The organism is Sinomicrobium endophyticum, from assembly GCF_052983315.1.
This window is the reverse complement of the sequence record NZ_JBRKIS010000025.1, coordinates 381,624-405,447: the sequence shown is the minus strand read 5'-3', so window position 1 is coordinate 405,447 and position 23,824 is coordinate 381,624. Positions and strand designations below refer to the sequence as shown.

The following is a 23,824-nucleotide window of genomic DNA, read 5'->3' as shown; positions in this document are numbered from 1 at the left end:
TCCGACAATTTACTGAAAAACAAATTTTGTCATGTACTAAACTATATTTTAATATAAATCCGTCTTTTATCCAGCCACCACCCTAACGACCAACACAGTAAAGTAAAAGCTAATGCCGTAGCCAAAGCCCCTGGTGGTCCCGGAATAACAGCCTGAAAAATACGTTCGCTGACCCATTCAAAAGTGTCCAGACCCGAACCGGCGGGGATCATTCTAAGAATCACATAAAAAAGTTCTGAAAAAAGGTATATAAAAAGCGGGTTTTTACCAAAAATATCAAAAAACCTAACTCCTGCGTTTATTTTTCGCATTTCAATGGCATATATGAGGATCGCCATAACGGACAGGTCGAGGCCCACGGTATACAAAACGAAGGGGCTTGTCCATAATTTTTTGGATATCGGAAAGACCAGGTCCCACCAGAGTGCCAGCGTAACCAGGAAAAAACCTGCCATTAACAGTTTGGCTATTCCTTCGTATGATTTGCCTTTCTTCTGAATGAAAATTCCGGACATATATCCCCCGACAACGTTCACTATGGAAGGTAAGGTACTTAAAATACCTTCCGGGTCAAAGGGGATGCTGTCTTTTTTGTAAATATGCCCCATTCCCAGGACGGACATATCCAACCGGGTAATGGCATTGCCTGCCATTTCCAGTTCGGCTCCGGGTTGCCCGAAAAGATAAAGAATGGCCCAATAGGCCAGCAGGATGGCCCCCGAAATAATTAAAGCTCCTTTTTCGGATATATAATTAACCAGGACAGCCGTAAAAAAATAGCACAGGGCAATACGCTGAAGGACGCCCATTATACGTGTTTCGGCAAATGGTTTTAAGACCCACTGCCCATCTGTGTCTACATTAAAGAAAGGGAACCAGTACATGAGGTATCCCAATAAAAAAATAATGACAGTTCTTTTTATTATTTTTTTCCAGGTTACCCCCGCCGGTGCGTGTTTTGTTTTTGTCATGGAGAAACTCATGGCATTCCCCATTGCAAACAGGAATGATGGAAAAACCAGGTCTGCCAGGGTAAACCCGAACCATTGGGCATGTGCCAGCCAGGAATATATTTTTGCGCCCGTTCCCGGGGTGTTTACAACGATCATCAGGGCTATAGTAAGTCCCCTGAAAACGTCCAGTGACAGAAAGCGCGCTGATTTCGGCGGAAATATTTTTTCTTCCATGTGGATAGCTGGAGTTCGTTTTTGGCCCGATGACCAAAGTATACGTCCGTTATTGGTCATCGGTATTTCGTCCCATTTTTAATTGTAATACCCCTCCCTTTGTAATATCCCGATGGGTAATTTTATAGTGTTTAACAGGAGCATTATTCCATTGAACATCATTTATAAATACGTTGTCCGGGTTGTTGTTGACGGCTTTGATCTCAAATACTTCGCCCGGGTAGTAATCTTTGTGAAGCTGAATAGTAATCTTGTCAAAAACGGGGCTTCCTATTTGATATTCCGGATCATCTTCCGTACCTCCGTTCATTTGAAACAAGCCTATTTTCATCAGTACTGCCAGGCTTCCCATTAAACCCTGATCTTCATCTCCGTTATATCCCTTTGAAGGTGTCAGGTCGGAAAAAACGTGGTCAACTACTTTCCTTGACCAATACTGGGTCAGGTCCGGCCTGTCTAATGCATGGAATATAAATGCGGTTTGTATCGATGGCTGGTTCCCGTAATTGATAGGGATCCTGCTATATTCGGGATGCAGCTCCGCTTCGTGGGAGTCTCCGGATGTAAACCCGGATTTCCGGGCGACTTCAAATTGATCATTTAGTTTTTTTACTGCTTTATCTTTTCCTCCCATTAATACGGCCAGTCCATCAATATCGTGCGGTACAAACCATGTGGACTGTGCGGCATTGGATTCTACAAATCCGTTTTCATATTGATACGGGTCAAAATTTGTTCTCCATTGGCCGTCAACATCCCTGGGAGCCATCCAGCCCGCTTTTTCATTAAAGACATTTTTATAATTCGCTGCCCTTTTTATAAAATAGTCATAATCATCGGTATACTTTAATTTTTTTGCCAGTTGTGCCAAAGTCCAGTCCTGATAGGCATATTCCAGGGTTTGTCCGGAACCATCCTGATGTATCCCGAAACCATTTCCTTCCGGAAGCGGGGAAGGAACGTATCCGTTTTTCAGGTAATACTTCAATCCTCCGCCAATATCCGTATCGTGCTCATATCCCGCTTTCGCCATAATACCTCCAGGCATATGATTTTTTTTAAGTGCTTCATAGATCGTTTCCAATTCGTTTTTTATAATTCCCTTTTGAATGGCACTTACCATAAATGGCGTGGTAGAGGCGCCGGTCATCACAAAAGTGTAATTGCCCCCGGAAGGGCCCCGTGGAATCAACCCCCCATCTTTGTAATATTGCATCAGGGAGAGTGTAAATTCATTCATGATCTCCGGATAAACCAGTCCCCATAACGTATTTATGGTCCATTGTGCACCCCAGAATGAGTCCGAATTGTAATGATTGAATTTTGGTGTTCCGTCAGGATTCAAGGGTAGTTGACCTACTCTGAACTGTTTTCCGGTATTGTCGGGATATGCCCCGTTTGCATCGTTAATTATCCTTCTGCCCTGCAGAGCATGCCAAAGGTCTGTATAGAACCGTTTCCGGTCTTTTTCAGTACCGCCTTCAACTTTAATCCTGTCCAATAGTTCATTCCATTCCTCCCTGGACTCTTCAACCACTTGGTCAAAATCCCAATGCGGCAATTCTGTTTGTATATTGTTTGTCGCGTTATCAACGGAGGTATATGAGATTCCTGCTTTCATTAAAACAGCACCGTCTGAAGACTCCAGACCCACCAGGTAATTTCCTGTTTTAGTATCGCGTTCAACAGACGTAACAGGGACATTGAATTGCATCTTAAAATATATGGTCAATGGTTTGGGACGCCTGTTTGTAGGGGCTGCCACAAGTTTACCGAACAATTCGCGCCCACCTGTTTTTTCTAACAGCCCTTCCGTGTTTTGGCAGGGGCCCAAAACGGTATTTAAATTAAAAAGGATATAGGCTTTTTTGTTTTCAGGAAACAGATATTTATGAAATCCGACCCGTTTTGTGCTGGTTAGTTCGGCTTTAATCTGATACCTGTCTAATTCTACGGAATGGTACCCCGGAGTTATCGACTCGTTTTCATGGCTGAATTTTGAATAAAAATCGGTATGTATCCCGTTTTTATTACCGGAAATTGTTACCGGCATTACTGAAAGTCCGGATATTTGCCAGGCGTGAATATGGCTAAAGCCCTTTATGGTATCTGTTTTGTATCGGTAACCGCTTCCCCAGGCGCCGTTAATTTGGGTATCCGGGCTTAAATTTACCATCCCGAACGGCCTGCTTGCCGATGTAAAGAAAAACCATCTCGAATTTTCCGTGTCGAGAAGCGAATATACTTTATCTGCAAAGCATTTTTTTGGAGTAAATACTTCCTGTTTGTCTCTACAGGATGCCAGAAAAAAAAGAATAATACCTATTCTTATGAGGCCATTTACACAAGTTCTTGTTAAGTTCATTTATTCTTTATCTGATAGCCATTTTTTAAGAAGCCTGACTTTGTGGTTTTATTTTACCCCGGAGTGTACAAAGCAGGCATAAAGTTACACAGGAGGGGCATGAAAATTAAAAATATAGTTTGCTAAATATAAGCAGGCAAATCCTGCCTGCCTATATCTGAACAACTTGATTTGACATTAATTAATAATTCGGATTTTGCTCAATACTTCCCCCCGTATTATCGATTTCAACCTGTGGAATTGGCCTTAAAAGATGTTTTGAGCTAAGGGCGTTGTTTAAAGCGGCATGTGGATTGTGCATCAGGGTACGTTCTATGAGCTTTCCTGTTCTTTTTAAATCCATCCACCTGTTTACCTCTCCTGTCAGTTCCCTGGCCCTTTCGTCGAGGATAAAGTCCAGGTCAACATCTCCCGGAGCGACGGGCATAGTCAATCCGGACCGGGACCGTAAGGAGGTAAGGCGGGCGGCGGCATCTGCAGCATTACCAGACTGCAGGTAAGCTTCTGCTGCAACAAGGTAGGCTTCGCCGGCTCTTATCATCACCATATCCCTTTCCCCTTGCGAAGATTGGTCGGGTTGTGTAAAAGGTATGCCCGGATCGTCAAACTTCTTAAACATGGGGTAATGTACCGTGGTAACCCCGTTATTCCGGAAATAGGTATCCGGGTTGATCACCTTGTAAGGCACCGCGTCGATCTCGGCCTGGGTCCATGCCGTTTCCGGGAAATATATGGCCGTATCCCCGACAGCTACATTTACTTCCGAGCCGCCTACGTTGGCTTTATAGTCTTCATCGGCATAAAGTACTCTTCGGAATGTAGCTTCGGCTCTTTCATCGCCCTCTTCAAACAGGGAATAATAGAAAGGCGTAGGCGCCGGTCCCAGACCTTTTTGGTATATGTCGCCCCTTGCCAGACCTGGATAATCGAAATACCGGAATTTGTACATCATATGCTTTGAATTTCCCCAGCCCCTGCTCACGGAATTGCTTCCGAATAAATAAGCAAATATCACTTCGGAGTTTCGTTGATTATTAATATCTACCAGTTCCTCAAATGAAGCAACCAGGGCGTGGTTGGCCATAACCGTTTCTGCCAGAGCTGCGGCATCGGTATAATCGGATGCGGAACCAAAAGATTTATATCCCCTGGTAAGGAGTACTTTTGATAAAAGATGTCTTACGGCATCTTTGGAGACTCTTCCGTAAACACCTGGATTTTCATCGACTCCGTCAAGGGCCTCCCGGAGGTCCTGGATGATTTGTGTATAGACCTCTTCTTCGCCGGCACGGAAATACTCGGTTTCGGCAGTCTTCACCTGGTGGAGCACCAAAGGTACTCCGCCGTAGTTCTCTACCAGGTTAAAATAGGATAAAGCCCTGAAAAATTTGACTTCGCCTATTCCCCTTGTTCTGGTATCGGCAGGAACTCCTTCTATTTCCTCTGCATTGTCTATGGCCAGGTTGGCCGCGGCTATAATACTGTACTGATTGCCCCAATAAACTCCGATAGCCCAGTTCAGTGAATTCAGGTTTACATAATCGTTGATTTCATCGGCTCCCGAAACGGTTGTTCCTCTTGTTACTACATCGGTCCCCAGATCTTCGAGGACGTAATACATGTCGGCAGTGTATTTTGTGGTGGTTTCCCTGGCTTTTTCATAGACCGAGGCCACCAATTGGTTAAAAGTCTCGGGGTCAGATTTACCCGTTTCAATACTCAATGACGAGTTGTTCTCTTCCTCAAGGTATGACTCGCATCCTGTGCTAAAGATCCCTGCCGTAAGCAGTGCTATTATGAATTTATGATTAAAATATCTCATGGTTCTCAATTTTGTTTGACATTTAACTAGAAGCTTAAATTAACACCGGTCATAAGTGTGCGGGACATAAATGCCGCACCCCAGTCATTCCTACCTGCGTTTTCAGGATCCCATCCGTCGTAATCGGTAAATGTGAAAGGGTTCTGTGCAGTGACATAAATTCTCAGGTTATCTAACTTCAGTTTATCCAGTATGGTAGAAGGGAGTTTGTATCCCAGGGTGATATATCCGACTTTCGTAAACGATACATCGCGATATTTTATGGCGTGCTGATATATACCTCCGTTCCCCGGCTGGTACCATTTGTTGGTAGGGTTTTCCGGAGTCCAGTAATCCACATCGTACCCGTTGAAAGTTCTTGTAGGCTCATTGTCCCAAGGAAATGAAAAACCATTGTGAAAATTACTTCGCACCTTGTTCCCCTTGCTGATGTGGACAAAGAAAGAGAAATCGAAGTTTTTATAGTTCATGGTACTGGTAATACCCCCGGTCCATTTAGGGGTAATGTTTCCAATAATCTTCCTGTCTTCGCCAGGGGTGATCATGCCATCATCGTTCAGGTCCTTTACCCTTACCTGACCCGGACGCTGCCCGTATACCGCAGCCTCGTCTACTTCATCGAGTTGCCAGATGCCATCGGATTCATAATCGTAGATCGATCCGATGGCTTCTCCTACCTTATGGATAAAGCTGGCCCCTTGCACATTGAAGAACATCTCGTCTACATCTCCATAGAGTTTGTCCAGGGTATTCTTATTGGATGCAAAATTAAAATTGGTGGTCCATGTAAAATCATCACTGTCGATATTTACAGTATTCAGAGCAATCTCGATTCCCTTATTACTCGACTCTCCCACATTGTCAAATATTCCTGGAAAACCGGTAACTAATGAGAGGGGCTTATAAAATATAATGTCTGTGTTTTTTCTTTTGTAGAGGTCTACCGAACCGTAAATCCTATTCTTAAGCAATCCGAAGTCAAGCCCCAAATTGATTTCGGTGGTCTTTTCCCAGCGAAGATCTTCATTGGCCAGGCCGTTTAAATAAAGGGTCGATACCGAAGCATCTCCCAAGTTGACTGCACTGGGGTTAAGTAATGACTGTGAAAGTAACGGACCCAATCCACCACCCTGGCCATTGTTGCCCGTCTGACCATAACTGAGCCTTATCTTGGCATTGGAGAACAACTGTTGCTTTTGCATGAAATCTTCATCGATCATTTTCCATGCAAAGGCAGCAGACGGAAAAAAGGCCCATTTATTTTTATCCGAAAGTATGGAAGCACCATCGTACCGGCCCGTTACGGTAAACAGGTATTTATCCATCAGGCTATAGCTTAGCCTTCCTGTGTAAGACTCCAGGGTCTGTTTGGAAAAATCACTGGAAAGGTCTCTTATATCAAGCCCGGCACCTAAGTTGTAGAACAAGTATTCATCTGTGGTAAAATTCCGGACCTGCGAATAGTATCCTTCCGAGCGCTCCATAAATCTTGACATCACTGCAGTGGCATCAATGGCATGTATACCCTTGTTATACCTATAGTTGAAGATATTGTCCCAGGAATACGAAAAATAGTTTTGGTTGTTTACCTGGGCTCTCCGGTTTGACGGGTTCGCAACCACACTCTTGGAATAAAGCCCGCGATACTCTCCATACCTGGTATATTTAATATTAGGCGAAAATTTCGATGTGATGGTCAATCCTTCCACAGGCTTTACCTCTATGGCTATATCCCCTATATATTGCAGGTACTTGGTTTCTCTGGTTACATTGTCACCTTCAAATAACGGATTGGTGATCTGGGTTTCTTTTTGTGTCGGAAAAAATCGCAGTGATCCGTCATCGTTATAAGGACGTCCAATAGGCTTTAATCGGTACGCACTCCTGAAACCTTCCCAGCTCCCCGTATTTTGTACGGCATTGGTGATGTAGTTGTTAAAACTCAGGTTCAACCATTTGGTAAGGTCACTTTTTAAGCTTCCTCTTATATTATACCTGCTAAAATCTTCTCCCTGAATAGTTCCTTCGTCCCGGGTATAGCCCAGACCAACCGCATAAGTAGTAGTCTCACTCCCTCCGCTCAGGTCAATGGTGTGATTGGTTTGCAGTCCTGCCCTCAATACGAGGTCTACCCAGTCTGTACTCACCCCGTCGGCGATGTTCTGCATTTCTTCCGCATCAAAATAGTCCGACAACACCACATCTCCTCTCCTGTAATTAAGATCTCCCGTAAGCTGGGCGAACTCGTTACCCACAACAACGTCCCTGATGAACTCCACGTACCCCGGACCATTGTAGATGGATGGCAAATGATAAGCTTCCTTAAAACCTATATAACCACTGTAATTTACTTTTAATTCACCTGTTTTACCGCGTTTGGTCTCTATGATAACCACCCCGTTACTCCCCCTTGATCCGTAGATGGCCGTAGCCGAAGCATCTTTAAGAATGTCCATTCTGGCGATATCGGCAGGGTTCAGGAAAGAGATATCATCCACAAAGATCCCGTCTACGATAAAAAGCGGGTTTTGCCCGGGGTTGAATCCCCCTTGATTGGCTGTTTCGTTCATATTAATGGTACTGGCTCCACGGATACGGATATTGAACCCCCCGCCTCCAGGTTTGTTGTCCGTACGCTGAATGACTACTCCCGGAGCCTGTCCCTGCATTGCGGAAATGGCATCAACCTTGTTTGTTTTTTCCAGTTGCTCGGCGTTCATGGATGCTACGGATCCTGTAAGATCGCTTCTTTTCACCGATCCGTAACCAATAACCACCACTTCGTCCAAGGCAGATGAAGAAGCGGTTAACTGAACGGTATAATCCGTTGCATTGCCTATTTTAATTTCTTTGGGTTCGTATCCCAGATAAGAAACAACCAGGATAACATCATTTTGTGTAATCTCAATTTTGAAATTTCCATCAAAATCTGTCACTACTCCTGTCCGGGTGCCTTTTACAACTATATTTGCTCCGGGCAAGGGCTCGCTAAGGTCGTCCAGGACCTTACCTGTAATTTCTCTGGTTTGCGACCATGACATGGATGTATATGCCATAAAAAGAATGGTCACAATTGGTAATAAAGTTTTCATATGGTTTTGGTTTATTGATTGCCCCAAAGTAATGTTAAAATAAACCCGGAAAAATGTACAAATTCACCAAAAACATAGACAGATTATTCATATTTTATAAAATTAACGGGTGATAAATTGTTAATATGATGTTTTTTAGATGGGAAGTGAAGCGAACGGGTTTTTTGATTTCAGGGGTATTTGCTACAAAGACAAATCATGCGCAATTTGGGTTCCCTTATAGCGGTTGGAATACACTTTTAGTTGAGGGAGAGGAAATATTTGCAGGTTAATTATCGGTGCCCAGACCTATGCACACAAAATTTTGGATAGTGTTTTTTTATGTTCTACTTTTGAAAGCATGTATTTCAAAAGCCGCAAACATAGCATCAGCTTTTTCTTTATCACTGCTTTCTTTCTGCTGAAAGTAGTGAACCTGCATGCTTTTGAACATATTTCCAATCCGGATGACGATTTTGGGAAGTGTGATATTTGTGCGTTGTATACTGTCAATGAGAACCACAATCCCACAATATTCTTCACTCCTGAAATCCTGCAATTGACTCCTCGGGTTTTACCCCTTATCGGACACGAGTCCATAATCTATGTGGTTTCTTTGCCGCAAATCGGGATAAGGGGGAGATATTTTAATAAACCACCGCCTTACCTTTCTTAAATTACAATAGCATTTGCGCTGTTAAGATTCCCTGAAAAGCCTTTTTCGGGTGATTCCCCTATTCGTATTATTTTCATTATTGACGGTAGTAACTATAAGTTACCCGCTATTGTACTATGTATTTCCGGAAACCGGTAAGCCACTGTACCAACCATATTTTATGCTATAAAGAAAACAGGCCGGCTTCCGGCGTGGAGTTTTTCTTTGCACAGGATATGAATATGCAAACAATTGATTTTTAATATATGATAACCACAAAAGACCTTACAAAAAATTACAACGGCTTTACGGCACTGAATAAATTGAGCCTGAACATAAGCGAAGGAGAAATATTTTGCCTGCTGGGGGCCAATGGCGCGGGAAAAACCACAACTATTAATATTCTTCTGGGATTTATTGCACCTTCTTCCGGAGAAGCAAGTATAAACGGTTTATCAGTAACCGAAAACGCTTCGGACACCAAAAAATATTTGGCCTATATCCCCGAAACGGTAACTCTGTATCCTAATCTTACCGGGGTGGAAAACCTAAAATTCTTTTCTTCCCTGGCGGGGTATAAACTGCATCAGGACGAACTATCACAATTACTGATAAAGGCTGGATTACAGGAAAATGCACATCAAAAACCTTTGCGAAGCTATTCCAAGGGAATGCGGCAAAAAGTAGGTATTGCCATAGCGCTGGCAAAAAATGCCAGGGTCCTGCTGCTAGACGAACCGATATCCGGTCTGGACCCGAAGGCGGCCAATGAGTTTTCTGAAATTCTGAAAGAACTTTCGGTTGGCGGAACAACCATATTAATGGCAACACATGACATTTTCCGGGCCAGGGAAGTAGCTCATCGCATAGGGATCATGAAAGAAGGTAACCTGGTTAGCGAATTGCAGGCTCAGGATATTTCGGCCAATGAGCTGGAACAATTGTATTTAAAGACCGTTTAAACGAGAAATTATATGACACGATTATTTACCGTAGTATTTCTTGTTTTGTTCCATTGCTCCCGGGCACAAACTATAACCGGAAAGGTATCCGATATGGAAACCGGTATTCCGGTTTTCGGAGCTTCCGTAATCCTTATAGATACGGACCGCGGAACCGTTACCGATGAAGACGGAAATTTTTTATTAGAAGGGCAAGGCCCCATCCTGGTGTCCTATATCGGGTACAAAAATTACCGGATAAGGGCAGGAAGTGAATTTTTGAACATCCAGTTGTCCCCCGAAATTACAGAATTACAGACTGTTGAGGTTGTAGGCAGGATTTCAAAAAGTTACGATAGTAAATATTCTTTTTCCGCAACAAAAACAGCCATGGAAAATAAAGATATTCCGCAGGCTATAAGTACGGTTACCAAAGAATTGATTGCCGACAGGCAGGCGTTTCAACTGGCCGATGCGGTAAAAGTTGTCAGTGGTGTTACGCCTTCCAGCTATTATAACCAATACAATATTCGCGGTATAAGTCAGAATGAAGAAGGGCAGATCATTAATGGTATGCGTACACGGCAGTTTTATTTTTTACAGCCCTTAACTACCAATATAGAACGTGTGGAGGTTATAAAAGGACCTGCAAGTGCTACTTTCGCAAGCGTGGACCCGGGGGGCAGTATCAATATGGTTACCAAAAAACCTTTGCCCGTAGACAGAAAAGAGGTTAGTTTAGGAGTGGGCAGTTTTAGCACCTTTACAGGGACCCTGGATTTTACCGGCCCTTTAAACGAATCAAAGACCTTATTGTACCGTGTCAACGGAGCTTACCGGGAAGGACGTTCTTACAGAGACCTGGTCAATAATAAAACGATTCTCATCTCTCCTTCTTTCAGTTATATTCCTAATGATAAAACCGCCATTAATGCCGAGCTTATCTATAACGACATGAACGGGGTCCTGGACCGGGGGCAGCCCATTTTCGGAGCACAAGCCGGGGTTACTGATCTGAAAAGCACTCCCATAAGCATGAATCTGGGAGCTCCCAACGATTTTTTCAGGTCTAAAGAGCTTATCGTCATGGGAAATATCGTCCATAAATTCAATTCCAATATCAGTTTCAACGCTTCCTACATGAAACAGTCGTGGACAGAAGATTTACAGGAACACCGCACTACCGGGGCATTTGCCGTGGATATAAACAATGAGCCCGTAACCTCCCTGGCTGCCATGCAGTTTGTAGAACGCGAACAATATTGGAATATAGACAACATAAGCAGTTATTTCAATTTTGATTTTAACACTGGAAGTATCAATCACAAACTCCTGGTGGGGTATGACCTGCATTACTGGCAAAAACTAAAAGGAGGCGGGCAAAATGCTGCGCGCGGATTTTTATTAAATGACGATACTGTAGCATCTTCTTTTGACATGGATCATGCAGGGGATTATAAAACCATAGAAGTGGACGGTGTTGTTATGCCCAGGCCGAATGTAGGCCATGTCAATCTCAACAACCCCAGGCATGAGGTGAGGGATATCCGGGACTATACGATGAACTCGCGTATAGCAATACCATCGGCGCTCACCACAAACAATGCCGTATACATACAGGAGCAATTGCAGTTCAGGAAAATTACCCTGCTATTGAGCCTTAGGCACGAGTGGTTTAAGGATATTACCAATTACGAAACCCCGAACGAAACCTCTTTTGAGAACCAAAGGCTCATACCGAGGATAGGGCTTACCTATGCCCTGAATGATAACATTAACATTTACGGTACTTATCTGGAAGGCTTCCAGCCCCAGTCGAATACAACAACACTTTTACCGAGTACGGCCAATTTTTTATGGTCGGATGTCTCTGCCGCACTGTTCGACCCTTTGACCAGCAACCTGAAAGAAGTAGGGGCAAAGGTCGATCTGTTCCATAGGCACATGAGCCTGAACGTATCCGTTTACGAGATCAACCAGAAAAATATTTTGATGAGTGCCAATGATCCTTCCCGGCCCGATCTTATGGTACAGCGGGGAGCAGACAGGAGCAGGGGCTTTGAAATGGACATTACCGGGTATATTAATCCGGATTGGCAGATCATCGCCTCTTACAGTTATATAGATGCGAAGATCAAAAAGGATACCAACGAAGATCTGATCGGGCAAAGAAAGGAGAACACTCCGAAGAACAGTGCCAACCTGTGGACCAAGTACGATTTCAGAAATATCTCTTCCCTGAAAGACCTGGCAGTGGGATTTGGCATACAGCATCAAAGCAGTAAAGTACCCTGGTTTACCCGCGATTTCAGAGTGCCGGCATTTACCGTTTTTGATGCCGCCGTGTATTATGCGCCAAGCAAAAGTAATATCCGGGTGGCATTGAATATCGGCAACCTGTTCAATACCAAGTATTGGCTGGGAGCACAAAACTATCTGCGTCTGTTTCCGGGGGCTCCCAGAAACGGATCTCTTGTGCTGAATTATAAATTTTAAGGAGACATTCTATGATTAAAAATACAGAAGCACTAATTGCCAGACTGTTTTGGAAAATAACCTTTAAAAACAAGGCGGTTTTCATTTTAACACTGATTATCGGGGTTTTGTTGGCCTATGCCGTTTTTTCCGGATGGGAGAATTTTAAAACCCAGAAAGAGATCAGAACAAAATACCAGGAAGAGGCCAGGCAGGACTGGCTGGACAATCCTGACAAACACCCTCATAGAATGGCGCATTACGGGCATTTTGCTTTTCGTCCCAAAACCCCGTTGAGTGTTTTTGATTTCGGTATGGAAAGTTTTCTGGGGAGCTCTATCTTCCTCGAAGCCCATGTTCAGAATCCTACCAATTTCTCGGAAGCAGAATTTTCCACAGGCATGCTGCGGTTCGGAGAAATAAGTATTGCCATGATACTGCAAATACTGTTGCCCTTACTGATCTTCTTCCTGGGATTCCGAAGTATTGCAGCCGAACGGGAAAACGGTACGTTGAAAATACTGATGAGCCAGGGATTGAGCCGGAAGCAGTTATTGCTGGGTAAAAGTTTAGGGATGATTTTGGTAATGTCCACTCTTTATTTTCCCATCATCATCATAACCGTATTTCTCTGGGCACTGCTTCAGGAAATGAATATCAGCCAGGATGAAACGTACAGGCTGTTGCTTATTATAGCCGTGTATTTTATTTATCTGTGCATTTTTTGTTTTATAGCGGTTATCATTTCTGCATGGAGCAAAACGTCAAAAACAGCGCTAACTTCGTCTATAGGCGCCTGGTTGTTACTCACCATTTTACTGCCAAGGGCCGGCCAGTCCCTCGGGTCCTATTTGCACCGCCCCCCGTCCAAAGCCGAATTTCAGACACAGATAGAGAACGATGTGGTGAAAACCGGGGATAGCCACAATCCGGATGATCCACATTACCAGGCTCTTAAAGATTCTGTCCTGGCCGCCTATAATGTGGAGTCCGTTACACAATTGCCCTTTAATTACAGCGGGCTTGTTATGAAAGAAGGGGAGAAAATCACTGCGGAAATACACAATGAGCATCTCAGGAAATTACGGGATATCTATGCCAGGCAAAACAGTTTCTCCAGATACCTGGCTTTCCTCGACCCCTATATGGGTATAAAAAACCTGTCTATGGCCCTGGCCGGTACAGACTATAATTCCTTTATAGATTTCCAGGACCAGGCAGAAGAATACAGGTACCACCTGGCTCAAAGCCTGAACGATCTGCAAATAAAATTCGTGAGTAACAGGGCCAAAAGTTCGGCAGACCCGGACTATGCCCTGGACAAAGAGCATTGGGCGGAAATGGAAGATTTTGAATATCGCCCACTCCGGATCGGGAGCGCCTTCCGGAGCGAGCTCATCTCGTTTTTGTCTCTTTCGTTCTGGGTATTATTGCTTGCATGGATCATTGGCCGACTCTCTAAAACCTTAAAAATACTGTAATGAAGTTGTTATTCATAAATTTTACCCGCTCCAATAGTGTTAAGATCGGAGTGTCTTTTATCGTGTTGGCCGGTATCATAAGCTTGTTAGTCGGAAAACAACATATAGAAAAAATAAACCGAAACATTGACGAAGCGGCACAATACCAGCAGAAACACATAGAACGCCATGCCGAATATAACAAGGACGACCTGGGACTCATGCTGTATTACATCAAATTTTCATTAGTAAACGACACTCCGGCATTAAATGGCTTGTCCATAGGGCAGCGCGACATTAACCCTTCTGTCAAAAGCGTAACCATACGTACACTGGAAGCCCAGAAATACGATGCGGACCTCAATAATCCATACAATCTGCTTCTTGGTAATATTGATTTCGGTTTTGTGCTCATCTTCCTTTTTCCTCTGCTTATCATTTCCTTCACTTATAATATCATATCCGAAGAAAAAGAAAGTGGTATCTGGAAGATCATAGCTGTTCAGAGTAAAAGGCCATTAGATTTTGTTCTGAAGTCTTTTGCCGTAAGACTAATAGTAACTATCGGGGCTTTATTGCTCCTGTACGCCATTGCTATTCCGGTATTGGGTATTGAGGCAAATGCGGCTTTCCGGGCTTTTTTCCTGGCATCCGTTTTATATATCCTGGTGTGGTTTACCATTTGTTTTTTTGTCGCGTCCCAGCAAAAAAGCTCCAATTTTAATGCAATTATCCTGCTTTCCGTATGGATTTTACTTGTATTTGTACTGCCTGCTGCCATCAATAATGATCTGCAACATAGATACCCGCTGCCCGAAGCATTGGAGACCACAGTTAAACAACGAAAGGGTTACCACGAGAAATGGGATATGGATAAAGAATTGACCATGAACAAGTTCTATGAGCATTACCCACAGTTTAAAAAGTACACCTTGCCCGAAGGCAATTTCAGCTGGCTTTGGTATTATGCCATGCAGCAGATGGGAGACGATGAAACCTACGAGCAATCCACAACATTGCGCGAAAAGCTCGGGCAAAGGAACGTTGCCGCTTTCCGGATTGCGCAATTCATCCCTACACTCCACCTACAGCTTGGCCTTAACGAGATCGCTAAATCCGGATTGGGAAACCACTTGCGTTTTTTGGACGAAACGGGCCGGTTTCACGAAAAACTCAGGCTTCGATTCTACCCGAAGATTTTTAGTGAAGCATCGGTAGCCTCCGAAAACTGGGAGGATTTTAAAGTAGAGGTTTTTTCCGATGAAACCCCGTTGAACACAGCGAAGCTATATATGCCCCTGGTCATTTTTATTGTCTTTTTCGGTGCCCTGGGCTGGATTGTTTTTAAAAAGCGAATACACCTTTTATGATGTATTGACGGATTCCTGAGTTAACTACCGGGGCGCAAGCCCACGGGGAAGTATAATAAAACAGCCCGTGAATTCATTCCCGGTGCAAGTCCCTTGATAAACCCGGTACTTGCATCGGAACTTTTATGTAGTGTCAAATGGATAACCTATGAGAATTAGTTATTACCTCCTTGTGAATATACTGTTGCTGTCCCAAATGGCAATAGCACAGAAGAAAACAGTAACCGGCATGGTCTCGGACCAGGAAGGACAGCCGTTACCGGGAGTAAATGTTATAGTAAGGGGAAGTACAAAAGGTGCCCAGACGGATTTTGACGGTAATTATTCTATTGATGTTAACAGTGGCGCCGTATTGGTATTCTCGTATATTGGCATGACCAGTGTTGAGGTAGAAGTAAAGGCAGCATTAAATATAAATGTAGAGCTGAAAGAAAATGCTCAGGAGCTTGAGGAAGTAGTCGTTACCTTTAAAGAACCTCTTGTGGAGGCGGATAAAGGAAAAGTAACTTTTAACGTTGCTTCTTCCGCTACTTCCAGCGGGGTATCTTCCTTTGACCTGTTGAAAAAAATCCCGGGGGTGAGTATCGGGCAGAACGAGGAAATCGTTTTGAGAGGGACAACCGGGGTAAACGTAATGATCGACGGTAAGATGAGTTATCTTTCGGGCAACCAGCTGGGGATATTTCTTAAAGGGTTAAGCGTCGAAGACATTGCCAAAGTGGAACTCATCACCAATCCGTCTGCCGCCTACGATGCCGCCGGAAATTCGGGGATTATCAATATTGTAACCAAAAAGAACAGGGCCAGGGGATACGCCCTGAGCCTGAAGAGTAGTGTGTCCAAAGGAAGATCCTGGATGAACAATCAGAATATTTCGGGCAGTATCCATGAAGACAAATGGAGTGCTTATGCCTCTTTCGATTACAATACACCCCATCGTTTCCGCAGGGGTGAAAGTGGAAATACCATTGTGGAGGAAGGAGAGCAGATGGAATTGAGCAGGGAAAACCAGAACCCGTTCGATATCTATTTCTATACCTGGAAAGCCGGGGGCGACTGGCAATTTACCCCGAAACACAGGATCGGCGCTCATTATCACGGGTATTTAGACGATTTTTCGAGTACCAAAACTTCTACTATCCGCAAACATAGGGAAGACGGCAGTTTGTTTTCTAACATCCATTCTACTTATGACCTGGAAGAACCATATCATTACGATGCCATAAATATCGATTATCAATTTGACATTGATACCACAGGAAAAAAAATAACAGCGGATGCCCGGTATATTTCTTACCGTAATTTTTCGGACGGGCTCATGGAGGGGAAGCACTATAATGCCGAAGGGCAACTACGCCATACCAATACGATGCATATACATCAACCCGGCTTTATTAAAATAAAGTCGATACAGGCCGATGCAGACCTTCCGTTTCCGGAAGTGGGTTTTAAGGCCGGGTTAAAATTTGCCGAAGCCGGCAATGACAATAATTTTCGTTCCGAAGAAAAAACAGCCGACGGTTTTGTGGAAATCCCCGAACTAACCAATCATTTCAAATACAAAGAACAGATCAGTGCCGCCTATGTATCGGCTTCCAAAACCTTTGGGAATGTTGAGGTCGAAGCTGGTTTGCGGCTGGAACATACCAGGGCAAAGGCATTGTTGCTGGACGGCTCCTTTGCCAACAACTGGAAATATACCCGTCTGTTTCCCAATCTGTCCGTAGGTTATTTTCCGGATGATGACCACAAGATCGACCTGGCCGTTAGCCGGAGGATCAACCGTCCGTCCTATTCCAGTCTGAACCCTGTACGCTGGTATAACGACGAATATTTTTATTTCTCGGGAAACCCGGAACTGGTGCCCGAAATGGCGTGGCAATTTTCGGCATCTTATACTTTCCGGAAGAAATACATACTCACAACCGGGTACAGTAAACGCAGCGATTATATTTCACGCCATTTATCATTCGATGACAATGGCGTAACCGTGAAGAGCCAAAGTGCCAATTTCACCCACTTCGACCGGGTAGATATCGATATCATGGCACCCCTACAACTGGCACCGTACTGGGATGTCCAGTTTTTTGGCGGACTTAACCATACCAGCTATCCCATATCCCAAAGAGATACGGAACGTACGTTTTCCAGGTGGGCATCGACCTTTTCGGTACAACAGCAAATCCGAATATTTAAGCATTATACCCTGGACGTGTCCCTTAAATATACTTCTGCCGAATTACGGGGGGTTTACCTCGCCAAAGAGGTCTTTTTTGCAGATCTCGGTATTAAACGTTCGTTCCTTGACGGTAAGCTGGATGCTGTATTTACGCTAAGCGATATATTCGACAGTTACAGGGAAAAAGGGGTTTCAAAGAGCAATATCATTAATTACAGCTATAACGACAAACCGGATTCCAGGAGAGTGGGGCTGACGTTCCGTTACCATTTTGGCGGAAACCTGGTTAAGGAAAAAACAACTAAAACGGATGAACAAAAACGTTTATAAGTACAGGTAATACCTTCTGGAGGCATGGCATCTGCAATTCCTTAAACCGTCTCCCTGTTATTGTTAATCATAAAATGAAGACCGTATAACCTTAATTTAACATTGCTGCGATACTTTGCTTGGTTAAATCAACGCACTGTCTTTTGCACACTATTAAAAAAATTATTTTTCTGCTGATCCCCTTTCTGTGTGCCGGGCAAAGTACACATGAAAAGGACAGGCACGATTCATCCCAGGATTCTCTGTTATACATTTATAAGACCGAACTGAAAGAAGCCCTTAGAAACGGGATGCCCGCCATTACTGCCCAAAAACATATACAGCTTGGAGATTTTTACCGGAAAAACGAAGTGTTTACAGAAGCTATCGGTCAGTATAACCAGGCTATGGAGGTCCATTCCGGAACAGCAAAAGACAGCATTCACAGTATACTGAATCGTAAGATAGGGGAAATATATCTCTCCCTGAAGCTTTTTTCCAAAGCAAAGCAATACCTCAAAACCAGCAAAGATATTGCCGTACAAAATAAATACAGGCGTGGACAGGCCAATGCGGAAGGCCTTTTGGGAACCTGTGCGGAAAAGGAAGGGAATTACCTGAAAGCCCTGGAACATCAACAGAAGAGTCTGCAGCTTTTTGAAGAGATTAACGATCAGCGGGGCATAGCCATGGTTAACGAAAATATGGGAAGCATCTATGAGGATTTAAAGCAATACGAAATCGCTCATAAACATTTCGCCAAATCACTGTCGTATTTCGAAAGTACGGATGACGGTGCACAGATAAGCGTATTAAATAATATCGGGGACATGTTCCGCAAAACAGGTAATTATGCCAAAGCTTTGGAATATACCTTAAAAGCACTTCAATTAGCCGTAGACAGAAACAATCTTCATCAGCAAAAGAGCGCGCATCAGGATCTTTCGGAAGCTTACGCCGGAACAGGAGATTACCAAAAGGCTTACGAACATCTTACCGTTTATGGAGAGATGTATAAGGAAATGAATAAAAACCGGGACATCAATAATTTCAATACCCTACAGACAGCGTATGAAATTAACCAGAAAGAAGCACAGATAGAATTGCTGAAACACCAGAACGAAGCCATTACGGCCAACCGCAACCTGATCCTGGTTACTGCCCTTGCCCTGTTATTATCCGGCGGGCTGCTTTACGCACACTTTTCGCGCAAACGCCGGGAAAAAGTAAAATTACAACAGTATAAGCAGCGTTTATTACAGGCCGAACTGGACAAGAGAGAGATAGAAGAAAAAAGATTGCAGGATGAAATTGACCTGAAAACCGCTTCCCTGTCCAGGTATAGCTTGAACATGGCACAAAAAAACAAGCTTATTGCCGATATAGCGTCCGCGCTCAAAAACATTGCATCCCGTAAACAAATGGATGCCCACACCAAGATAAGATCGCTGTCCAGGGAATTAGATACCAACCTGCAAATGGAAGAAGAATGGGATGAATTCATGGGATTTTTTAAAGACATTCACCCCGAATTCTTTAAAAAACTGGCGGCCATTACCACAGAAAAACTCTCATCGGCCGAATTGCGGCTGGCTATGCTGCTTCGTCTTAACCTGTCGTCCAAAGAAATAGCTCCCATACTTCGGGTTACGCCGGACAGCGTAAGAGTGGCAAGATACCGGTTGAGAAAAAAATTACCTATTCCCTCCAAACAGGAACTCGTCGGTTTTTTAATGGAATTGTAGAGATCCCACCTCACAAAAAGACCCTCTCTTTAGTAAATGTTACCCCCATGTAAACAAACCGTGAATGTTGCCTTGAAGTTTCCCCGGTGTACTGTTGTTGTTCACTATTTGTTGCTTTTAATTTTCACTTACAAATTATTGGTAAACATACTTTTGGATCGAATTATAAACCTAAAGAAATGAAACCGGAAATTTACCTGAATCTATTTTTTGTAACACTCCTTGTTGCCATGTTCCCGTCACAGGCACAGGTACAACAAACGGGAAATATCCAGGGAGTTATCACCGACGATGCCGGATTGTATGTACCCGGCGCCACGGTTTTGATCGAAGACCTGAACAAAGGCACGGTAACCAATTTTGACGGGGAATTTACTTTTGTCAATGTTAATCCGGGCATTCATACCGTTTCGGTACGTTACCTGGGCTATGCCACACTCACCCGGGAAGTGGATGTCACAGCCGGAAAAACCGTCACCCTGGAAATATCACTGACCTCACAAAACACCGAACTCAATGAAGTGGTGCTTACCGGGTATGGTTTCGGAAACCAGGTTAAGGCCCTGAATACGCAAAAGAACAAACAAAACATCACCAACATTGTATCGGCCGACCAGGTAGGCAAATTTCCCGATGCCAATATCGGCGATGCCATGAAGCGCATCCCCGGTATAACCATGCAGGTAGATCAGGGCGAGGCCAGGAACATAGTAGTACGCGGTCTGGCTCCACAACTCAACTCGGTAACCCTGAACGGTAGCCGTATCCCCTCCGCCGAAGGCGATAACCGCAACGTTCAGATGGACCTGATCCCTTCGGACATGATACAGACTATTGAAGTCAACAAAGCTGTTACCCCCGATATGGACGCCGATGCCCTGGGAGGGTCGGTTAACCTGATAACCCGTTCGGCACCCAGTGACTTCAGGCTGTCCGCCACTGTCGGTTCCGGGATAAACTTTATTACCGATAAACGTATTTTAAGCGGCTCCTTTCTTGTGGGCGACCGGAGCAAAAACAAAAAATTCGGATGGATGATCGCAGCCTCTGTGAACGACAACGACTATGGCTCGGACAACGTAGAAGCCGAATGGAGCAACGAATTCGAATACAATGCACATGACGACGAGGATAATCTGGAAAAAGCAGAAGTAAATCCCTATGCTTCCCAGGTGGAAATAAGGAAATACCTGGTACAGCGCATCCGAAGGAGTTTTTCAGCCAATATGGAATATGCCTTTAACCCCGATAATACAATATATTTTAAAGGCATGTACAACTGGCGCGACGATAAGGAGAACCGTTACGCTACAGCCACTGAGATTATAGATGGTGAAGACATTGCCCCCGGTGATTTTACCATAGAAAACGGCAACCTCACCAGTTTCCCGGTGGAAGCCGAAAAATCGCTTAAAGGAGGTGTGGGCAGCAAACGGGGAGAAGGCCGCCGTTTGGAAGAACAACGTATGCAAAACTATACTTTGGGCGGTGAGCACCTGTTCGGGAGCCTGAAGATGGACTGGATGGGGGCTTATGCGCGGGCGCGGGAAAAAAAACCGCAGGAACGCGTTTACAGCTTTGAGTCGGCCGATGCTTATATGGCGAACAATAGCACGGATACCCGCAAGCCTTTTCACGAAGTATTGACGGCACTTTCCCCCGAAGACTTTGAATTCGATGAGTTTGAAGAAACCAATTCCTTTACCGAAGAAGAAGATGTAAATGCCTTTGTCAATGCAGAATTACCTGCGGATTTCTTCGGAAACGGGAACGGTATCCTGAAATTAGGGGCCCGTGGCCGGTTTAAAAACAAAACGCGAAATAACAATGAGGCCGTTTACATACCCGTATCGGGCATAGAAACAATGGCAGATACGGATGTGATAACCTATAATAATAACTTCCTCGCCGGAAAACAATATGTACCGGGCTTCTTCACCTCCGCTGCTTATGTAGGCTCTCTGGATTTTTCAAATGAAAATGAGTTTGATCGCGAAGAGAACGAAGAGATATTAGCTGAAAATTACGACATTAAGGAAAATGTGATTGCCGGTTATATTATGGCCAACCAGAAACTAAGCGATAAATTGAGCATCCTTGCCGGGGTCCGTGTAGAAAATACCTCTGTAAAAAGTATTGGTAACGAAGTGATTTTTGACGACGAAGGCGATTTTGAAAGTAGTCACACAATAGAAGACAAAAGCTCTTACACCAATATTTTACCGGGGGTGCATTTTAAATACAACCCTACCGATAACACCGTCTTGCGCCTGGCATGGACCAATACCCTTTCACGACCCAATTACATCGATCTGGTACCTTATCGCCGTGTTGTAGAAGAAGACGAGAGGATTTTTATCGGAAATTCGGAACTAAACCCTACTACCTCCATGAACTTCGACTTTATGGCAGAGCATTACTTCCGGTCGGTCGGGATTATCTCCGGAGGAGTATTTTATAAAAGCCTGAAGGATTTTATTTATGTGTTTGTTACCGAAGATGCGGCTACCGGTTATGATTTGTTCCAGCCGCTTAACGGCGATAATGCCAGTATTGCCGGCGCAGAAGTGGCTTTCCAGAGACGGTTGGACTTCCTGCCCGGATTTGCCAGAAACCTCGGGATTTATCTCAACTACACCTATGTGAATGCCAAAGCCAACGGTATTACCAACGAAGACGGTGACGAACGCGGCGATCTGGACCTGCCAGGTGCTGCCCCTCATATGTTTAACGGATCACTATCGTATTCGGGCAATAAGTTTTCGGCAAGGATCTCGGCCAATTTTTCCGATGCGTATTTAAACGAACTTGGTAGCGAAGCCTTCGAAGACCGCTATTACGACCAGCAGTTCTTCCTCGATTTTAACACCTCATTCGCCATCAATAAAAACCTGAGGATATTTGCCGATCTGAACAACATTACCAATCAGCCGTTGCGCTTCTACCAGGGGAGCAGGAACCAGACCATGCAGATGGAATACTATGGAAGAAGACTTACATTTGGCGTGAAATACGACCTTTTTTAATAAAAGAACACACAATAATGATAAAGAACATAAGCATGAAGAAATTGATATACCTTATCTGTGCCTTGGGGATACTGTCCTGCAAAGAACAATTACCCGTGATAAAGCCCACCGTTATTACCGAAAAAACACCCAATGACACGGACGATCCCGCCATCTGGGTAAACAGGGAAAACCCGGAAGAAAGTATTGTCTTCGGTACGGATAAAGGAGACCAGGAGCAACCGGACAGTGGCGTTTATGCCTTTGACCTGGATGGGAAACTTATCCCGGAAAAGAGTATCACCGGGCTTATTCGCACCAACAATGCCGATGTGGAATACGACTTTAAACTCAATGACTCTGTTCATACCGATATCCTGGCATTTACCGAACGCGGACGCCGGCAGATCAGGGTTTTTTCAGTTCCGGACATGAAACCCCTGGACAACGGAGGGTTTAAGGTATTTGAGGATGCGGATGACAGTAACCCGGAATTCAGACAACCTATGGGGATTTCCATATACAGAAGTCCGGAAACCGGAAGGGTTTATGTTATTGTAGGGAGAAAAAACGGCCCTGCCGAAGACTACCTGTACCAGTATGAGCTGGTTTCGGATTCGACCGGAGTCCAGGCTGATCTGGTTAGAAAATTCGGCAAGTTCAGCGGGAAAAAAGAAATCGAAGCCATAGCTGTAGATGATGCCCTCGGGTACATATATTATAGTGATGAGCAGGAAGGGATACGAAAATATTATGCCGACCCTTCGAAGGGAAATGAAGAACTGGCACTTTTCGGCGGGGAGTATTTTACAGATGACAATGAGGGAATTGCCATTGCTGCCTATCCTGATGGAGAAGGTTACATTATCGTATCTGACCAGGGAGCCCATGCCTTTAATTTTTTCCGGCGAAGCGACAATACCTTTGTAAAAGCCCTGAACCTTGGTACCTTGAGTACCGATGGCTGTGAAATAACCCTGGAACCACTGGGGAGTAAGTTTCCCAATGGCCTGTTTGTTTCCATGAATGACGACAGGGATTTTTTCTACCATTCGGTTGATTCCCTGAAACTGGGTAAATAACAAGCAAACATATCTGTACGTTACATCATATAAAAGCCCTTCGATAATCGGAGGGCTTTTTTCTTAGTGTTGCCTCGGGAGGACTATGCTGAAGAAATTTATTCCGGTTCGGTCCTCAATAAGGAAGTTTCAATGCAAGACCACCGAAATCAAAA

12 protein-coding genes are annotated in these 23,824 nt (G+C 44.2%); 8 read left to right on the top strand and 4 right to left on the bottom strand.

Annotation, left to right across the window (positions count from 1 at the left end; all coding sequences use genetic code 11):
• Positions 1-41: 41 nt before the first annotated feature.
• From ACVBDU_RS10255 to ACVBDU_RS10240, 4 genes are all read right to left on the bottom strand, one after another.
• Positions 42-1,187 carry an acyltransferase family protein gene (locus ACVBDU_RS10255; RefSeq protein WP_447179653.1) on the bottom strand — a complete coding sequence of 382 codons (1,146 nt, stop codon included), beginning with the start codon at positions 1,185-1,187 and terminating at the stop codon, positions 42-44.
• A gap of 49 nt (positions 1,188-1,236) precedes the next feature.
• Complete coding sequence (locus ACVBDU_RS10250) at positions 1,237-3,552, bottom strand: GH92 family glycosyl hydrolase (protein ID WP_447179652.1); 2,316 nt, start codon at positions 3,550-3,552, stop codon at positions 1,237-1,239.
• A 181-nt stretch (positions 3,553-3,733) separates the two neighbouring features.
• The gene (locus ACVBDU_RS10245; protein WP_447179651.1) at positions 3,734-5,374 is read right to left on the bottom strand and encodes a RagB/SusD family nutrient uptake outer membrane protein; all 1,641 of its coding nucleotides are present in this window, start codon (positions 5,372-5,374) and stop codon (positions 3,734-3,736) included.
• 26 nt (positions 5,375-5,400) lie between these two features.
• Positions 5,401-8,466 carry a SusC/RagA family TonB-linked outer membrane protein gene (locus tag ACVBDU_RS10240; RefSeq protein WP_447179650.1) on the bottom strand — a complete coding sequence of 1,022 codons (3,066 nt, stop codon included), beginning with the start codon at positions 8,464-8,466 and terminating at the stop codon, positions 5,401-5,403.
• A 900-nt stretch (positions 8,467-9,366) separates the two neighbouring features.
• On the opposite strand from ACVBDU_RS10240, the gene ACVBDU_RS10235 reads away from it, so the two are divergent.
• The 8 genes from ACVBDU_RS10235 (at position 9,367) to ACVBDU_RS10200 (ending at position 23,669) form a co-directional block, all read left to right on the top strand.
• Positions 9,367-10,062 (top strand): ABC transporter ATP-binding protein, encoded by a 696-nt coding sequence (locus ACVBDU_RS10235; RefSeq protein ID WP_447179649.1) that lies wholly within the window; start codon positions 9,367-9,369, stop codon positions 10,060-10,062.
• A 12-nt stretch (positions 10,063-10,074) separates the two neighbouring features.
• Positions 10,075-12,537: a TonB-dependent receptor domain-containing protein gene (locus tag ACVBDU_RS10230; protein ID WP_447179648.1), complete on the top strand. Its 2,463-nt coding sequence runs from the start codon at positions 10,075-10,077 to the stop codon at positions 12,535-12,537.
• 11 nt (positions 12,538-12,548) lie between these two features.
• Positions 12,549-13,997, top strand: coding sequence for an ABC transporter permease (locus ACVBDU_RS10225; RefSeq protein WP_447179647.1), 1,449 nt, complete (start codon positions 12,549-12,551; stop codon positions 13,995-13,997).
• A complete protein-coding gene (locus tag ACVBDU_RS10220; protein WP_447179646.1) occupies positions 13,997-15,346 on the top strand; it encodes a DUF3526 domain-containing protein in 1,350 nt (449 codons plus the stop codon). Before ACVBDU_RS10225 ends, ACVBDU_RS10220 begins: the two co-directional genes overlap by 1 nt.
• Before the next feature lie 148 nt (positions 15,347-15,494).
• On the top strand, positions 15,495-17,855 hold the full coding sequence (locus ACVBDU_RS10215) for a TonB-dependent receptor domain-containing protein (protein WP_447179645.1): 2,361 nt from the start codon (positions 15,495-15,497) through the stop codon (positions 17,853-17,855).
• A gap of 143 nt (positions 17,856-17,998) precedes the next feature.
• The gene (locus ACVBDU_RS10210; protein WP_447179644.1) at positions 17,999-19,579 is read left to right on the top strand and encodes a tetratricopeptide repeat protein; all 1,581 of its coding nucleotides are present in this window, start codon (positions 17,999-18,001) and stop codon (positions 19,577-19,579) included.
• Between the two features lie 179 nt (positions 19,580-19,758).
• Positions 19,759-22,605: a TonB-dependent receptor gene (locus ACVBDU_RS10205; protein ID WP_447179643.1), complete on the top strand. Its 2,847-nt coding sequence runs from the start codon at positions 19,759-19,761 to the stop codon at positions 22,603-22,605.
• A gap of 35 nt (positions 22,606-22,640) precedes the next feature.
• A complete protein-coding gene (locus ACVBDU_RS10200) occupies positions 22,641-23,669 on the top strand; it encodes a phytase (RefSeq protein WP_447179642.1) in 1,029 nt (342 codons plus the stop codon).
• Positions 23,670-23,824: the final 155 nt, after the last annotated feature.

Coding starts and splice junctions, on each gene's coding strand:
- ACVBDU_RS10255 (WP_447179653.1), bottom strand. CDS start 1,187: ATGGAAGAAAAAATATTTCCGCCGAAATCAGCGCGCTTTCTGTCACTG.
- ACVBDU_RS10250 (WP_447179652.1), bottom strand. CDS start 3,552: ATGAACTTAACAAGAACTTGTGTAAATGGCCTCATAAGAATAGGTATT.
- ACVBDU_RS10245 (WP_447179651.1), bottom strand. CDS start 5,374: ATGAGATATTTTAATCATAAATTCATAATAGCACTGCTTACGGCAGGG.
- ACVBDU_RS10240 (WP_447179650.1), bottom strand. CDS start 8,466: ATGAAAACTTTATTACCAATTGTGACCATTCTTTTTATGGCATATACA.
- ACVBDU_RS10235 (WP_447179649.1), top strand. CDS start 9,367: ATGATAACCACAAAAGACCTTACAAAAAATTACAACGGCTTTACGGCA.
- ACVBDU_RS10230 (WP_447179648.1), top strand. CDS start 10,075: ATGACACGATTATTTACCGTAGTATTTCTTGTTTTGTTCCATTGCTCC.
- ACVBDU_RS10225 (WP_447179647.1), top strand. CDS start 12,549: ATGATTAAAAATACAGAAGCACTAATTGCCAGACTGTTTTGGAAAATA.
- ACVBDU_RS10220 (WP_447179646.1), top strand. CDS start 13,997: ATGAAGTTGTTATTCATAAATTTTACCCGCTCCAATAGTGTTAAGATC.
- ACVBDU_RS10215 (WP_447179645.1), top strand. CDS start 15,495: ATGAGAATTAGTTATTACCTCCTTGTGAATATACTGTTGCTGTCCCAA.
- ACVBDU_RS10205 (WP_447179643.1), top strand. CDS start 19,759: ATGAAACCGGAAATTTACCTGAATCTATTTTTTGTAACACTCCTTGTT.
- ACVBDU_RS10200 (WP_447179642.1), top strand. CDS start 22,641: ATGAAGAAATTGATATACCTTATCTGTGCCTTGGGGATACTGTCCTGC.